The organism is Vibrio sp. R11-SG3-ISO9, from assembly GCF_059834255.1.
The window spans coordinates 50,358-67,488 of record NZ_JCBDGU010000045.1 but is presented as its reverse complement, the minus strand read 5'-3'; the positions used below and the strand labels follow the sequence as shown (position 1 = coordinate 67,488).

The 17,131-nt window shown below is 45.8% G+C and carries 10 protein-coding genes; 5 read left to right on the top strand and 5 right to left on the bottom strand.

Translation table 11 applies throughout. The features are described 5' to 3' along the window. Positions 1-540: 540 nt before the first annotated feature. The 4 genes from AC6R05_RS16180 to hemL form a co-directional block, all read right to left on the bottom strand. Positions 541-3,930, bottom strand: coding sequence for a hybrid sensor histidine kinase/response regulator (locus AC6R05_RS16180; protein WP_500648008.1), 3,390 nt, complete (start codon positions 3,928-3,930; stop codon positions 541-543). Between the two features lie 218 nt (positions 3,931-4,148). Beyond that, on the bottom strand, positions 4,149-5,171 hold the full coding sequence (gene rsmC, locus AC6R05_RS16175) for a 16S rRNA (guanine(1207)-N(2))-methyltransferase RsmC (protein WP_500648007.1): 1,023 nt from the start codon (positions 5,169-5,171) through the stop codon (positions 4,149-4,151). A 91-nt stretch (positions 5,172-5,262) separates the two neighbouring features. Then, positions 5,263-6,348 (bottom strand): AI-2E family transporter, encoded by a 1,086-nt coding sequence (locus AC6R05_RS16170; protein WP_150893533.1) that lies wholly within the window; start codon positions 6,346-6,348, stop codon positions 5,263-5,265. 310 nt (positions 6,349-6,658) lie between these two features. Further along, a complete protein-coding gene (gene hemL, locus AC6R05_RS16165) occupies positions 6,659-7,948 on the bottom strand; it encodes a glutamate-1-semialdehyde 2,1-aminomutase (RefSeq protein WP_500648006.1) in 1,290 nt (429 codons plus the stop codon). A 297-nt stretch (positions 7,949-8,245) separates the two neighbouring features. On the opposite strand from hemL, the gene erpA reads away from it, so the two are divergent. From erpA to AC6R05_RS16150, 3 genes are all read left to right on the top strand, one after another. Then, complete coding sequence (gene erpA, locus AC6R05_RS16160) at positions 8,246-8,587, top strand: iron-sulfur cluster insertion protein ErpA (protein WP_032551754.1); 342 nt, start codon at positions 8,246-8,248, stop codon at positions 8,585-8,587. Positions 8,588-8,906: 319 nt separating this feature from the next. Further along, positions 8,907-10,016: an efflux RND transporter periplasmic adaptor subunit gene (locus tag AC6R05_RS16155; protein WP_500648005.1), complete on the top strand. Its 1,110-nt coding sequence runs from the start codon at positions 8,907-8,909 to the stop codon at positions 10,014-10,016. A gap of 11 nt (positions 10,017-10,027) precedes the next feature. After that, positions 10,028-13,150: an efflux RND transporter permease subunit gene (locus AC6R05_RS16150; RefSeq protein WP_500648004.1), complete on the top strand. Its 3,123-nt coding sequence runs from the start codon at positions 10,028-10,030 to the stop codon at positions 13,148-13,150. 92 nt (positions 13,151-13,242) lie between these two features. Here AC6R05_RS16150 and shyC read toward each other — a convergent pair whose 3' ends face one another. After that, positions 13,243-14,532 (bottom strand): peptidoglycan DD-endopeptidase ShyC, encoded by a 1,290-nt coding sequence (gene shyC, locus AC6R05_RS16145; RefSeq protein WP_500648003.1) that lies wholly within the window; start codon positions 14,530-14,532, stop codon positions 13,243-13,245. Between the two features lie 129 nt (positions 14,533-14,661). Between shyC and tyrS the strand changes: the two genes are divergently transcribed. Together tyrS and AC6R05_RS16135 are read left to right on the top strand one after the other, a co-directional pair. After that, positions 14,662-15,849, top strand: a complete 1,188-nt coding sequence (gene tyrS, locus AC6R05_RS16140) for a tyrosine--tRNA ligase (RefSeq protein WP_032551533.1) — start codon at positions 14,662-14,664, stop codon at positions 15,847-15,849. A 426-nt stretch (positions 15,850-16,275) separates the two neighbouring features. Then, complete coding sequence (locus tag AC6R05_RS16135) at positions 16,276-17,121, top strand: magnesium transporter (RefSeq protein ID WP_032551534.1); 846 nt, start codon at positions 16,276-16,278, stop codon at positions 17,119-17,121. Positions 17,122-17,131: the final 10 nt, after the last annotated feature.

Genomic DNA, 17,131 nt, shown 5'->3' with positions numbered 1-17,131 from the left:
GCAGTTAATAGCGCATAGATAATTATTGTAAGTGGCCACTTACTTTTCAGGCTATTAAATTTGCTTATTTGTTGCCTTTTCTCATATTTGTAGATCTCCATCACTTCGCCAAATGACGTTAAATTTCCACAAAAAATTAAATCTGCCGTTCTGTTGTGACTCGCTTCTCAAAGTCCAACAAATAGTCAAACCAACGCCTAGTAATGTGTCAGTAACGAAGAAAAGAGCCCGATAATTAGCCTGTTTATTTCGTTTGTATAACGTTCTTTTGAGCTTGTTTTATATCTTTAAATAAGTGCTTTGTGAAGTCATTTAAGCGCTATAGAAGTGATAGGTGCCTAGTGTATTAAAGCCTCTTAAATCGGCTACTGTGAATGGCCTTGAGCGCACAATATGACGATAGAACGATTCCCAAGGGAATTAGGGAATTCAGACTTGGATAAATGAATTCAGGTTGATGAGAAGGCGTAGATGCTGAGGCATTAAAAAGCCCGCTGGTGGCAGCGGGCTAGGGTAGTAAAGCAAATAGTAAGCACTAGCCTAACTAGTGAGGAGCTTTTGTAGTTTATCTCTGAGCATTTCAATGTGAGTCCTTTCCGGTGTTTGCTCTTTACAGTGCTCCAGAATAAATTCAAGAGAGCTCAGTACTGTGCGCCAGCGAGGCGTCTTAGGCAGAGTTTCTACACGTAAGTACTTATCTAGTGTTCGAGTTTGCAAGGTACTTCTATCGAGATAGACACGCCATAAGCCACTCTTTTCAGCGAAGGCAAACTTAGTCTCTCCTGTGACCGACTCCCAATAAACAAGGGCGTTGGTCATAGCTTCAACAAGCACCTCTCGCATTAACTCTTGTTTATTCTTACCTTCACCAGCGGCCTTGTCAGCAAGGCGAGTGAATTCGCCGCCTAGCTCTTTCAGTTGTTGTAGCTTGTCTTTGTCCCCTTCAAAGGCATAACTCGACAGCGCTTCTACGGCCGTTTCTAGGTTGTTGATACGATTTGAGTTTACTGCACCGCCAACGTTGAAAATATACATAGTGTCTAATCCAGAGCCTTCAGGTAGTTTGAGAATATCACTTGAAACTCGTTGGCGAGTATCACTGATGTAGACATCAATCTCGCCACAGTAGTGAGCTTGGTCTACGCGTAAATACTTCGGTGCAATGATTTCATCAGCCATAGAACGCTTGAGTTGTTCTTGGCTGCGTCTAAATAGCTTAGCGGCGGCTTCGTTGGCAAAGCGAATGCGTTGATCATCGCGAATGCAGATAATTGCTTCAGGCGCTGATTCTAATTGCTCAAGCAGACGACCTTGGGTTTCAAGCAGGTTGGCTTCTACCATTGCTCTATGCTTCAACTCTTGCTGAAGCTGGTCGTTCTCGATGCGTCGCTGCTCTGCCTTACTTGCTGATAGGTGCGCTGTGATTCGGGCCGCTAGCTCTTGCTTATTGAACGGCTTAGACAGGTAATCATTGGCTCCAACCTCAAAACCTCGAACGCGGTCTTCAGGTTGGTTTAGCGCGGTCAGCATAATGATTGGTAATTGTGCGTGGTCATACTGCTTTCTTAGTGTTTCACACACTTGGTAGCCGCTCATACCGGGCATCATGATGTCGAGCAGTAGCAGCTCTGGTTTCTCTTTTTCAATTAATTCAATGGTCTCAGGACCATCACAAGCCGTGCGGACGCGATAACCTTCTAGCTTCAAGAAGCTATCAAGTACACGTAGGTTAACCGGTTCGTCATCGGCAATCACAAGCAGCGGGCCGCCTGGGTCTTCGTGAATCTCACTATTATCTTGCTGGCCGCTCTCTAGTACCTCTGGCGCTTGGAAGTGCGAGTAATTGCTAGACTCGTTGTAATACTCAAGCTCTTCCGGTGTTGCTAGTGGTAGCGTGAAACTGAATGTCGTTCCCACCATTGGTTGACTGCTGACGTAGAGCGAGCCACCCATTAATTCAATCAATTGACGGCTGATCGACAATCCAAGCCCTGCACCTTGTCGATATGAACTTGCGTCTTGCCCTGCCTGAATAAGTGGTTCAAAGATATGTTCTAAATGCTCTGCTGGGATGCCTTGGCCAGTATCGACCACTTGTACTCGGATATTGTCGTCAATGACGCTCGCAGAAATGACGATCTTGCCCTCAGAGGTGTACTTAATGGCATTGCCTACTAAGTTATACATTACCTGCTCTAGGCGTTGCGGGTCGGATGATACAAGACCTAAATCCGCTGGAACTTGGTTGATGATACGAATCGGTTTACTGCCAAGTAGGTGGTGCGATAGCTCAAGTACCAAACTGGTCGCTGCAGATAGGTCAACCGCTGACTTTTTAATGTCTAAGCTGCCATAACGCATTTTGTGATAATCCAACAGGTCATCAACCAGAGTTGCGAGGCGCTGGCCACTGTTGATGATGATATCCAGTTGGTATTTTTGATTTGCTGGAATAGGACCATTCGCGCCAGAGATCAATGCCTCAGCGATACCTACCATGCCGTGCAAAGGAGTACGCAACTCATGTGAGGTCGTGGCTAGGAATTCATCTTTGAGCTTGTTGGCGAGCTGTAACTCGTCATTCTGTTTTTGGATGGTCTTGAGGTTATCTTCAAGCTCTTCATTTTGCGATTTAATGAGCCCCATCTTTTCACGAATGGAGCGCTGCATACGCTCAAAGCTGACTGCCAGGCGTCCTATTTCATCTTTTCGCTCGGTATTGATCATCGCTTCATCGAGATCGCCTGCCGAGACTTTCTCGGCAGCCCAAGTGAGCTTAAGCAGCGGTGAAGTAATGAAGTTGGATAGGTAATGAGATGCGACAAATACCAGCACTATTGCCGTCAGCATTACGATCACGAAGATTTTTTCCAGTTGGTGGATTCGAGCAAAGGCTTCTTTTTCTGGTAGTTCAACCACTAGCGCCCAGTTTGCGTAATCCAACTCGATAGGTGCGTATGCGGCAATGATCGCTTGATCCGAACTGTTGTTAAAGGTGCCAACCGCAGTTTCACCAGCTAATGCTTTATCAATGACTTCGAGACTGAGGTCGATGGCTTGCTGACTGTGCGCCAAGCTTCTTGGAAGGTGATCGCTACCAACGAGTAGGGTCTGCATGTTCGAGCTCTTATTGAGATCCGCAATCAGCTTGGTGATGCCATTGATTGGTAGTCTGAACATCGCGTAGCTATGTAGGTAGCCCTGTTGAACAATCGGTGCGCCTAGCCATGCGCTCTGTTTGCCGTTTTCATCAAGAAAGTCAGAGACGATAACAGGGGTGTAGTCTTCATTGGTCTTGCGCTTTTCTGTTACATCTTTCGCTAGCTTTTGGAACGTCAGGCCAAGGTTTGAGTCTTTGTATTTACCAGTGAGAAGGTTAGTGCCGTAGTTGTCTTGTTTAAACACCGAGTAGGCGACGTTACCGTTGATATCAACCAGAAGGATATCGTCAAAATCGGCACGTTTAATCAGTTCTAGATAGGCGTTGTGGTAGCGCTTGTGAAGTAGGCGATAACGCTCACTGCCAACGTAGCTGCTCGACTCTGGCAAAATTGACGTTTTTACCTCGTTGCCAGAACCTTGAATATAACGTTGTTGAGCATTGCTGCGTGCTTCTTCAATGTCTAAGCCGAGGCGTTGAAAGGCATTGATAAGACCATAAAAACGCCCGCCACTGGCGATAGCCAACTCTGAACGAACAAAGCCAATCACTTGCGACTCTTGAGCTTGCAGGTAATCAATGATCTGTTGCTGCTTGGTATCACGCACAGACACCAAGTGAGAGGTACTCTGCTCTTGCAAATCTTGGCTATGAGACTGAAGGAAAAAGACAGCAATAAGAGTAACAGGAGTCAGACTTAACACGAGAAACGCTAGCATGAGCGTACTTTGAAGGCGCTTAAACTTCTGCTTTCGATAGAATCTAAACATAAATTAGGTACTACTTTCCTTGAATGTACTTCTGAAAATGTTTGAAATTTGAGTACAAAGAATAGATTGAGTGGTTTCTAATTTAACGAAATTAACGAGTTTTTTTACTTTGACAAGTAAGTGCTATTTAAAGCGTGTGCAGTCGCGCAAATTTATTAAATTTTGCTAGCAATATGAGCAAAAAGTGCAGGGATTGTCCTGCACTTTGTAGAGGTAGGTTATTTCGCTGCGTGATAGATAGCGAATTTTGTGGTCTTATTTAGTGTCGCGCATTTACCAAAAGCTTGCTCAATAATTGGTGGGTACTTGAGGAAGCTGTTAGCCACAATAATCATTTCACCTTGAGCGCTCAGGTAGTTCGGTGCATCGGCCAATAGAGTCTCTGTCGCACTGTAGCTAGTGTCTAGACCTGAATGGAAAGGTGGGTTGCTGATGATGAAACGGTAATCTTTTGATGTATCTGAGTAGACATCGGAAGCGAATACTTTACCCGTTAGTCCATTGGCTGCCAGTGTCGCTTTAGTTGATTCCACGGCAAAAGCGCTGATGTCGCACATCTCTAGCTCGATCTCAGAGTTACGTGAAGCCATCACAGCACCAAGCACACCTGCACCACAACCAAAATCGAGCACCTTACCGTTTAGGCTTGGTAGCGTATCAAGCAGTAATTTACTGCCGATATCAAATTCACCGTGGCTGAATACACCAGGCAGACTCTTAACTGTAAGTGATTGCTCACCTATGTTCACCGAATAGGTTTTAAACCACTCTTGAAGATTGAACGCTGGAGCGTGCTCTAGGCATTGACCCCAATAGAAAGAACAGCGACGCGCTGAGTCATATTTAACGACATTGCCGTAAGGCTTGAACATCTTCTCGATGCTCTTCACACCGGAACGGTTTTCACCAACAACCACAATCTCAGTATCTTTACCCAGTTTCGCCATCAACATTGCGAGCAAGAATTCCGCTTCAGCTTTGGCTTTTGGCCAATAAAGTAGAACGAGATCTGCTTGAGTCTCTTCGGTGAACTCGGCGCCATAGAAACGTTGAATGGTATTGCAGTTTTCTAGCTGACGGTAATAGCTGTAGTTAGAGGTAAATACTGATACCGACTCACAGTGTTTAGCTAATTCAACAGGAAATAGGTCTTCAGCCTCACCTGCAACCAGAACATGTTTGCCTTCAAAATAGGCGAGTTGGCGTTGAGCAATTTGGCTTGGGGCGATATAGGCAGACATAGGGACTCTCTGTTGAATCGTTAGCAAAAAATAGGGGCGGATTTTCGCATAATCCGCCCCAAGCTTGAAGTTTTAATCGTCGCTAAGTCGATTATGTGTTGTCTTGTCGATTAAGGAAATCTTTAAACTCTTCATCGTAGATATTGAACAGTACGATAGTAATCGCAAAGATCAGTGGGCCATAGATCAGACCGATGAGACCGAACAGTTGGATACCACCTAATAGCGAGAAGAAGATCATCAAGGTATTCATACCTGCGCTACCTTGCATCAAGAGTGGGCGGAGCAGGTTATCAATCGAGCCAACCACCGCAACACAGTAAACTGTAAGGAAGATAGCCCACGTAGTATCACCAGTTAGGAATAAGTAGATTGCTGCAGGAACCCAAATCAGTGCTGTACCAACGACCGGAATGAATGAAGCAAAGCCCATCATGGTACCCCAGAAAAGCCCCGGGAAGCCTGCTATCCACATACCCAAACCACCAGCAAAACCTTGTGCAATTGCGGTTAAGAATGAGCCCATAACAGCGGATTTAGAAACCTGTTCGATCTCTGCCAGTAGCTTGTCTTCTTGGCTACGAGACAGAGGCAATATGTGACGAACTACGCTGATGATCTTGTCATGATCGCGCAGCAGGAAGAACAGCACGAACAGCATCAAGAAGAAATCCATCAAGAAGTTGGTCGCATCACCTAAGATCTTGGCACTGATCCCAACTAATTTGGAGCCAAAGCTAGTAGCGAATTCACCGACTTTCTGCGCAATTGCTTGTGGTTCAATGTTGTCAAACGGCAGGTAGTCATTGATGAAGGCGAGCGCTTTAACCACCAAAGGATGTTCAAACAGGGTTTGGATACCACCGTGCGTAACCCATTTATAAGTGTTTTGCGAGAACAGTGAACCTTGCTGAACAATTGCAGCAAAGACGGCGAGCAAAGGGATCACAATGATGAATGTGAGAATAATGCACGAGAGCAGAGAGACCAGATTGGCTTTATTAGGAAGTTTTTTCTCAAGCCATTCATGGATCGGAAACATCAATAGCGAGATGATGAACGCCATCACGATCGAGTTGACGTAAGGTTCAATCAATAAATAACAGGCATACGCCGCCGCAAGTAGGGCAACAATAATCACCCAATGACTTGAGTTAATTTTGATCTTTTCTGACACGGTAGTGGTCTCTATGTTTGCGAACTCAGTTTATAATGGCTGCAAAACAGAGAGTTAGCAATGAGGAGTTTTCATTATGGGGTGTTGTAATAACGACAAAAAATGCCAAGAGAATGAGCAGCAAGCTAAAAAAGAGATCCCGTGGTTTCGAATGTTGCTGGGCACTTTAATGCTACTGGTGTTTTTATTCTGGGAGCGCTAATTGGAAGTCGCAACGAGGTGAGAACTATTTTGTGACTCTCGGTTTGCTTGAAAAATAAAAGGCTGCACAAAGCAGCCTTTATAAACAATGTGTTAAAGCTAAATAGCCTTATTCTGCAGCAATGATTGCAAAACAGCGGTCAGCAGCTTCCAGTGTTGCGTCGATCTCTTTTGAACCGTGAGCTAGTGATGTGAAGCTTGCTTCGAATGCTGAAGGAGCTAGGTAAACACCGTGGTCCAGCATTAGGTGGAAGAAGCGCTTGAAGCGTTCTACATCACACTTAGTTACATCTTCGTAGCACGTTACTGCTTCTTGTTCAGTAAAGAAGAAACCAAACATACCGCCAACTTGGTGAACCAGTAGTGGAATACCGTGTTTGTCTGCAAGCTGCTTGAAGCCATCAGCCAGTTGCTTAGTTTTTGCCGCTAGACGCTTCTCGTTACCTTCTTCACGTAGAAGGTTCAAACATGCGTAACCTGCCGCCATTGCCACTGGGTTACCTGATAGAGTACCTGCTTGGTATACTGGACCTGTTGGTGCGATGTATTGCATCACTTCTTTACGACCACCAAAAGCACCTACTGGCATACCGCCACCAATCACTTTACCAAGACACGTTAGGTCTGGCTTGATGTTGTAGTAAGCTTGCGCACAGCCTTCAGCAACACGGAAACCTGTCATTACTTCATCAAAGATCAGTAGTGCGCCTTCTTGGTCACAGATTTCACGTAGACCTTCGTGGAAGCCTTCTACTGGTGGGATACAGTTCATGTTGCCCGCTACAGGTTCAACGATGATACAAGCGATCTCACCTTTATTTGCTTCAAATAGCTCTCGTACTGAGTCTAGGTTGTTGAATGTCGCCGTTAGCGTGTGCTTAGCAAAATCTGCTGGCACGCCTGGCGAGCTTGGTTGACCAAGAGTCAGAGCACCAGAACCAGCTTTTACAAGTAGGCTGTCTGCGTGGCCGTGGTAGCAGCCTTCAAACTTAAGAATTTTGTCACGACCAGTAAAGCCACGAGCAAGGCGAATTGCACTCATCGTTGCTTCAGTACCTGAGCTAACCATACGTAGTTGTTCCATTGAAGGAACCATCTCAGATACAAGCTCAGCCATTTTGATTTCAGTTTCCGTTGGAGCACCGAAACTAAGACCACGTTGAGCCGCTTCGATAACTGCATCACGGATAACAGCGTGATTGTGACCAAGGATCATTGGACCCCAAGAACCAACGTAGTCGATATATGCTTTACCATCAGCATCAAAAATTAGCGGGCCATCAGCGCGCTCGATGAAGATTGGAGAACCACCTACACCATTGAATGCACGTACAGGAGAGTTAACGCCACCCGGAATAGTTTGCTGTGCTTTTTCGTACAGCTCTGCTGATTTGGTCATTGATATATCCTCTTTTGACTGTCGGGACCAATTGGCTCGCATTGTACCTATCCATAAACCAACTAGGAATGGTTTCGCTGAGATAATCACCCGAATCTGGTGGTTTTGAGGGGTTAAGCGGCTAATTTATTTTTATTTGATGAGTTTTTAGCAGGAAAAACGGCGATCAGATGGTGAATACTTGAACGTTTCAGTCAGGTATTGGATAATCACCGGAATAGAAAAATATATTCAACAACTATGATCTCGAACTCGATTTGTATCATGTTGTTTTTGACACAGGTAAGAGAGGTTGTCGTGAGCGAAGCAAATATCCCATTGTCTTTTTCTGATGCAGCAGCTACCCGCGTACAAACGCTGATTGCTGAAGAAGAAAACCCAGATCTAAAACTGCGTGTATACATTACAGGTGGTGGTTGTAGCGGTTTCCAATACGGCTTCACATTCGATGAAAAAGTAAATGATGGTGACATGACTATTGAAAATAGTGGTGTAACGCTAGTGGTTGACCCAATGAGCCTTCAGTACCTGATTGGCGGTGTTGTGGATTACACAGAAGGCCTTGAAGGCGCACGCTTCTTTGTAAACAACCCAAATGCAACAACAACTTGTGGTTGTGGTGCATCGTTCAGCGTGTAAAAGCTGACAAAACGTATTGTTATATAGAAACGCTGAACTTAGGTTCGGCGTTTTTTTTTGTATTTTTTACTGAGTGCTTGGCACAGTTATCATAAAATTCAGAGGGGAGGGATACTCGGATTTTAGGCTAAGTTGTTGTCTTTAAAAGAACTAGCTTTGTTTTCTATTGAACGACATGTTGAATAAAGTGTCGGGCTCATCGAATTTTACCTCTTGTGGGTCTGTTATGGTTGGAGATGTGTATCAGGAAGTTGCACATGCTTACGTGAGTTCAGTATCTCTCTCAATCATCAGGTTATGAATAGTAAAAGGACGTGTTATGCCTAGCCGCTTCGCCCGTATTGGGTTTTCCTCTTGGTCAAAGCAACCTTGGTTGGTATCCCTCTTCTTGGTGGTGCTGTTATCTGTGTGGTTGGGATTAGGCGTTGGGCAGGCCGAAGAGCCAACTTCCTCAGCGAGTACAGAAGTCCCTCTCGCAAAAGTCTCCTTTCAAACCTTTGACGCTTCACCTACATACAAAGTTATTGATTTATATGGCAGAACAGCACCTGATCGGCATGCGCGCTTAGGTGCAGAGATTGCTGGAAAAATCGTAACACTCAATATTGCGAAAGGTGATGCGGTCGAAGCAGGTCAAGCGATCGCGCAGATTGACAAAGCCGATTTAGGTATTCAATTAGAGCGAGCTTCAGCACTGTATCGCTTGAAGCAGAAAGAGTTTAAGGCTGCGCAATCTTTGAAAAAGCGTGGCCTGCAAGGTGAGATTGCTTATACCACCGCAGAAGCCGCACTGACCGAAGCAAAAGCCATGAAAAGTAATGCAGAGCTAGCGCTGCGTAATACGGTGATTCGTTCGCCTTTCTCTGGCATCGTGCAGGAGTTACACGTTGAAGTCGGAGACTTCGTTGGGGTCGGCGATCCGGTTGCTGGTGTCATAGACCTCGATCCACTGGTGATTGAAGCGGATGTGAGTGAACGTCACATTCAACAACTACAATTAGGCCAAGCGGCTAAGGTTCGTTTATTAGGTCATCAAAGTGTCGAAGGTAAGCTTCGTTACATCTCGCGTATATCGACAGCGTCGACCAATACATTCCCAATTGAGATTGAAATCCCAAACCCGCAGCGCAGTTTGCCAGCTGGCGTCAGTGCAGAGGTTTCTCTGAATCTAGAAAGTCAGCAAGCGGTCAAAGTGACGCCTGCGATGTTGGCTTTGGATGAGGCTGGCAACCTTGGTGTGAAAACCTTAGTGCCATCTGGTGATGACAAGGTCGTAAAGTTTGTTCCGATTCAGTTAGTGAAAGCAGAACAAGATGGAGTTTGGCTTGCAGGACTGGGGGAGACAGTGGATATCATTACCGTTGGACAAGGTTTTGTGCGCGATGGTGATAACGTGATTGCCACAGAGCAACCAACAGCGGCGAACTAGGAGAGAACATCATGTATTCATTGATTGATGCTGCGATGTCTCGCTCGCGAACCATGTTGTCATTGCTGCTGTTTATTTTGGTCGCGGGCATCGGCACTTATATTACGATTCCAAAGGAGTCGAGCCCGGACATTACCATTCCAATCATTTATGTGTCTGTTGGCCACCAAGGTATTTCCCCAACAGATGCCGAGCGCTTATTAGTTCGACCTATAGAGCAAGAGCTGCGGTCGATTGAGGGTGTAAAAGAGATGACAGCAACGGCCTCTGAAGGCCATGCTTCGGTGGTGTTGGAATTCAACGTCGGGGTTGATCTCACCAAGGCAATGGCAGACGTGCGAGATGCGGTCGATCTTGCTAAGCCTAAGTTGCCAGAAGACAGTGATGAACCAACCGTTAATGAGGTGACTTTAGCCTCAGAGCAACCCGTGCTTTCCGTGGTTTTATATGGCACGGTTCCCGAGCGCACTATCGTTCAAATTGCTCGTGAACTAGGAGACAAACTAGAAAGCTATCGCCAGATACTCGAAGTGGATATCGCTGGCGACAGAGAAGACATTGTCGAAATCATTGTCGATCCCTTACTCATGGAAAGCTACAGCTTAGATCAAGCCGATATCTATAATCTGATCGCACTGAATAACCGCGTTGTAGCGGCTGGATTTGTGGATACCGGTTATGGTCGATTCTCGATCAAAGTCCCTTCCGTTTTTAACTCTTTGAAAGATGTGCTTGAGCTGCCAATCAAAGTTGACGGTAAACAGGTGGTGACCTTTGGCGATGTTGCCACGGTAAGGCGTGCCTTTCGCGATCCTGAAAGCTTTGCCCGCTTAGATGGTAAATCTGCCTTAGTATTAGATATCAAGAAGCGTGCTGGCGAGAATATCATTGAGACGGTAGAACTGGTTAAAGCTGTCGTTGGTGTTGCTCAGCAAAGAGTAGAGTGGCCAAATAATTTATTGGTTAAGTTCACTTGGGATGAGTCTAAAGATGTCAAGATCATGCTCAATGATCTGCAAAACAACATTCTCTCGGCCATTATCTTAGTGGTGATCGTGATCATCGCGATCTTAGGTGTTCGCACTGCGTTATTGGTCGGTATATCTATCCCCGGATCGTTCTTAACTGGGTTATTGGTGTTATCGGTGTTTGGCTTAACGGTCAACATCGTGGTGTTGTTCTCGTTGATCATGGCCGTTGGTTTGCTGGTGGATGGTGCGATTGTTGTTACCGAGTTTGCTGATAGGAGGATGCAAGAGGGCGAAGCAAGGAAAACAGCGTATCAAGCGGCAGCGAAGCGCATGGCGTGGCCAATCACAGCATCGACCGCGACGACTTTAGCGGCGTTTGCGCCATTGCTGTTCTGGCCAGATGTGACTGGTGAGTTCATGAAGTACTTACCATTGACACTTATCGCGACCTTGTTTGCTTCTCTGTTGATGGCACTGTTGTTTGTTCCTGTGTTGGGAGGGTTGATTGGTAAACCGCAGTATGTCTCTGCTTCTAATCAATCTCGAATGGTGGCTCTACATAATGGAGACTTCTCACAAGCGACAGGGATTACTAAGCTCTATTACCGCACCCTCTCAATCGCTATTCAGCATCCACTTAAAATCTTATTGAGCGCGATATTGCTCTCTATTGCTGTCGGGTTTTCTTACGCCAAAGCGGGACTTGGAGCGGAATTCTTCCCTGAAGTTGATCCTCCATTCTTCAACGTAAAAGTGCGTTCGCATGGCGACCTCGCGATTCAAGAAAAAGACATTATTATGCGAGATATTGAGCAGATGATGCTTGGCCATGAAGAGTTCGACAGTGTTTACACGCGCACAGGGGGAGATGATCAGATTGGTCTTATTTCGATTACGCCTGTCGATTGGCAGTATCGTCGCAGTGTTAAAGCAATCATTGAAGAGCTAAAAGTTCAAACTGATCAATACCCGGGAGTCGAAATTGAGTTTAAGTTTCCAGATGCTGGTCCTCCAGTAGAGAATGACTTGGTGATTGAGCTCTCTGCAAAAACGCCAGAGCAGTTAAATCAAGCTGCCAAAATGGTTCGGTCGTGGGCAGATGCCAGCCCAGCTCTGACCAACATCAGCGATACTAGCAGTAAAGATGGAATTGATTGGAAAGTGGATATTAGGCGTGATGATGCAGCTCGCTTTTCTGCCGATGCCACTCTTGTCGGAAATACGGTTCAATTTGTGACCAACGGGCTAAAGATCGGAGATTATTTGCCTGATGACTCTTCTGAAGAGGTCGATATCTTAGTTCGTTATCCAAATGATAAGAGAGATATTGGCCGTTTTGATCAGCTAAGAGTTAAAACGCCTGCAGGTCTGGTTCCTATCACCAATTTCGCTCAGATTGTGCCTGACCACAAGCAAGACACCATTAAGCGCCTAGATGGTAAACGCGTGGTCAACGTGTTGGCCGATATGAAAGAAGGGTTCAATCTTGCGCTCGAACTACCTAAGATTGAACAAGCGCTAAGCGAGTTGGGCTTACCCGATGGCGTTGAGTTTCGTATTCGTGGCCAGAACGAAGAGCAAGAGAACTCATCAGCATTTTTGCAAAGTGCATTCATGGTTGCGTTGGCGGCAATGGCCTTGATTCTCATCACTCAGTTCAATAGCTTCTATCAGGCCTTTCTTATCCTCAGTGCGGTGCTCTTCTCAACCGTTGGTGTGTTCATGGGGCTATTGATATTCCAGCGTCCTTTCGGTGTGGTGATGTCCGGCATTGGGGTGATCGCATTGGCAGGTATTGTGGTGAATAACAATATCGTACTGATTGATACCTACAATCAGCTGGTCAAGCGGGGGCTAGACAAGCGAGATGCAATTTTAAGAACCGGTGTCCAACGTCTAAGGCCGGTAATGCTAACAACCGTGACAACCATTTTGGGCTTGATGCCGATGGTGCTTGAGATGAACATCGACTTAATCAATCAGAAGATCGAATTCGGCGCACCGAGTACCCAGTGGTGGTCGCAATTGGCAACTGCCATTGCTGGTGGTTTGGCGTTTGCGACGGTTTTAACCTTGGTACTCACGCCTTGTTTGTTGATGTTAGGTAGAGATAAAAACAAACAGAGCACAAGCTCAACAGTAAAAGCTAGGTACGATAGATAAAACAAAGGGCACCTCAGAGTGCCCTTTGTCGTTTATGTTGTTTTGCGTATCGGTTTACACAAAGTTAAACGTTAAACGTTGTAGGTGAAACATTAGTTAGTGGCCAGTAGTTGGCTATAACGGTCTAGTTTTTCTAGGCGTAGCTTCGAGTTAGCAATGAAGGTTGTTTTCGCTTTACCAGTCAGCGACTTAGACTGTGGTAGCTTCACAGTACGAGCGTTCTTGTGCACGCCATTCACTAAGAATTCGTAGTGCAGGTGTGGGCCGGTAACACGACCTGTACCGCCTAAGGTACCGATAGTCTGGCCTTGTTTCACTCGCTGTCCTGTTTTTACCAAGCGTTTCTTAAGGTGCAGGTACTTGGTTAGGTACGTATTACTGTGTCGAATGAAGACATAGTTACCATTGAATTGATTGTAGCCCGACTTCTGAACAATACCGTCGCCGGCAGCCCAAATCGGTGTACCCACAGGCGCGGCATAGTCGGTGCCTCTGTGTGGGCGTACTTTACCGGTAACTGGGTGTTTACGACGAGGGTTAAAGTTCGATGTTACGCGTCTAAAGTCGACTGGGGAGCGTAGAAAGGCTTTTTTCATCGCTCGCCCTTGATCGTCGTAGTAGTTCCCTGTTTTGTCATCAAGGATCGCGGTAAAGGTATCGCCTTGGTTCTTGAAAACCGCAGCGGTGATCTTGCCGCGACCAATCACTTCACCTTCTACCACTTTTTCTTGGTACAAGATCTTAAAGCTGTCGTTCTTGCGAATGTCTAACGCGAAGTCGATATCCCAACCAAAGATGCCTGCCAGCTCCATGATTTGGTTTGCGGTCAAGCCTGCACTCATGCCCGCGTTCCAGAAGTTAGAAGTGATGTCTGCTTCTGCGTAGTTGTATTGGTAAGCGACCTCTTTTTTATCAAAGCTTGAGGTGTAGCTGTCATCTGACTTGGTGATCTTAAAGCTCTCGAAGGCACTGAGTTGCCTTTTTAGCTGAATTAGGTCGTTGTTTTCATCAAAACCAAACTGTAAAACGTCACCTGGCTTAAGGTTCGACAGCTGTTTGTTGATGTCTTTATTGGTGTTCAGCAGCGTAATCAATAGTCGATAGGAGAGACCGATACGCTCGAATAGTACTGAGGTACTTTCACCAGAACGAACCGTGTACTTCTCCCAATTGAGTACCGCTGTAGGTACATGTTCTTCACTGCTGACCAGAGCGGCAGCGTTGATAGTAAGAGGGTAATGTTTGCCAATAACTAGAGAGTCACTTTTATCACGCAGAGAACTGACATCGGGTAGAAGGAAAAGGGCAACGAAGATTACAGCACTAAAAAATGCAATAAAGACCCGGTGCAATATAGGAAGGCGTGCAAAAATAGACAACATGTTCCGGTTCGTATAGTAAATATTAAGAAAATAGACGACTGAATAGTGTAACTGGTTTCAAAATACATCGCTATTCAAGTAAGATGTCTAACTATTATATTTTTGCCAAATCTGTGGGAGTGAACAAGAATGGCGAGTATTGAAGCTGCACTAGCCGAGATCAAACGTGGCGTTGAAGAACTGATTCCAGAAGACGAACTGATTGCAAAACTGAAAGAGGGTCGTCCTCTACGTATTAAGCTGGGTGCCGATCCAACAGCACCAGATATTCACCTAGGCCATACGGTTATCTTTAACAAGCTTCGTGCTTTCCAAGAGCTTGGTCATGAAGTGACATTCCTGATCGGTGATTTCACTGCAATGGTTGGTGACCCGTCTGGTAAGAACTCAACACGTCCACCACTAAGCCGTGAAGATGTTCTAAAGAATGCTGAAACTTACAAAGAGCAAGTATTCAAGATCCTAGACCCAGAGAAAACACAAATTCGTTTCAACTCTGAGTGGCTATCAGACCTTGGTGCTGAAGGCATGATTCGTCTTGCTTCTAACCAAACTGTTGCTCGTATGCTTGAGCGTGATGACTTTAAAAAGCGCTACGCAGGCGGCCAACCGATCGCTATCCACGAATTCATGTACCCACTTCTACAAGGTCACGACTCTGTTGCACTAGAGAGCGATGTTGAGCTTGGCGGTACAGACCAGAAGTTTAACCTGCTAATGGGTCGTGAACTGCAAAAAGCGGCAGGTCAGAAGCCACAAGCAGTACTAATGATGCCACTGCTTGTAGGTCTAGACGGCGTTAAGAAAATGTCTAAGTCTGCACACAACTACATCGGTATCAGTGAAGCACCAAGCGAAATGTTTGGTAAGATCATGTCTATCTCTGACGATCTAATGTGGAGCTACTACGAACTGCTGTCTTTCCGTCCTCTTGAGGAAGTGGCTGAGCTGAAAGCTGGCGTTGAAGCGGGTAAGAACCCACGTGACGTTAAAGTTCTTCTAGCGAAAGAGATCATTGCTCGTTTCCACTCTGAAGCAGATGCTGACGCAGCAGAGCAAGAGTTCGTAAACCGTTTTGCTAAGAACCAAGTGCCAGATGAAATGCCTGAGTTTGAATTCGAAGCGGGTCTGCCTATCGCTAACGTGCTTAAAGAAGCAGGTCTAGTAAACTCGACTTCTGACGCGATGCGTATGATCAAGCAGGGTGCTGCTAAGATCGAAGGCGAGAAGATTGAAGACAGCAAGCTAGTACCTGCAGCGGGTACAGCGGTTTACCAAGTAGGTAAGCGTAAGTTTGCTCGTATTACTATCAAGTAATATTAAATCTCAATGAGTTAGTAAAAAGGCATCTACGGATGCCTTTTTTATTGACACAAAGTTGACCAAGTATTTTGTGCGGCCTTGCTACACTATGCGCGCTGTCGAACTGACAGTAATTTTGGAGATTTTTATGAACAATACCGACCATCCTCCTAGTTTGAAGGGAGAAGAATAACCTGTCTCGGTATTGATCTAATGTCCTGCCGTTCAGGTAGGGTATCTTTGTTTTCCCTTCATTCTTTTCCACACTCTAGATTCTAACAAGTAGACACATCAGTGCTTTAAGCTCTTGGTGCGCTTAGCTATATATTCTTGAGTTATAGAATTGTAAGCTTTTGGTGTGCCCAGCTTTATGTTCTTGAAGTGCTCGCTGTAGGCTACTTGTTTTGATGGTCGTTACCTTTGCCAATCGGGAGATTCGCCATGACGGTAATGAACAACACTTTTTTATCTATTGAAGCTTTATACTCTGAACGAGACATTCAGGCCGTATCGAGTGCCTTTCAACAGTACACGCGTGAGCAGCAAGTTGAGTTGCTGAATCGTATGCCACTGGAAGACGCAGTCTTGGTACTTGGTCAGTGTTCTCTCAGTGTTATTCAAGCTCTACTTAGTGAGTTAGAAGAGCAGGGCTATGAAAAACGCTCTCGCCATTTAGCTCACCAATTAGGACTTATCTACTCTGAAGTTGAACCTCAGCAGGGTTATCTCACGACTGGGGTGATGAGCCACGTAAGGCAACGTATCGGTTGGATTATTGCGCTAGCACTGCTAGGGATCGTTTCTGGCCTGATTATCGCTCAGTATGAGGATATTCTCAGTCAGTTGGTTCTGCTTGCGATTTATATGCCCGTAATTGCGGCTGCTGGCGGAAATACAGGTACACAAGCGGCGACTCTGGTGATTCGAGCCTTGGCAACGGGCGAGCTCAAAAAACGTCAATGGCTGAGTGTAATTTGGAAAGAGTTCCGAGTGGCTATCTGCTTAGCTGGAGCGATTGCTGTGGTGATGGTTGGCCGCATTCTGCTGTTTAGCGAGAATCAGTCAACGGGCGGCTATGACATTAACATGATCGCGTTTGCGATTGCGGTTGCGCTGTTTATTCAGGTGACCATTTCGACGGTACTTGGTGGCGGTTTGCCTATTGTGGCTCGTCTGTTCAAGCTCGACCCTGCGGTACTTGTGAGCCCAGTACTCGCCTCTATCGTCGATATTTCAGGTATGTGGATCTACTTTACAGTGGTGAATTCCTTTCTTGGTATCGCTTGATTCTACGCTT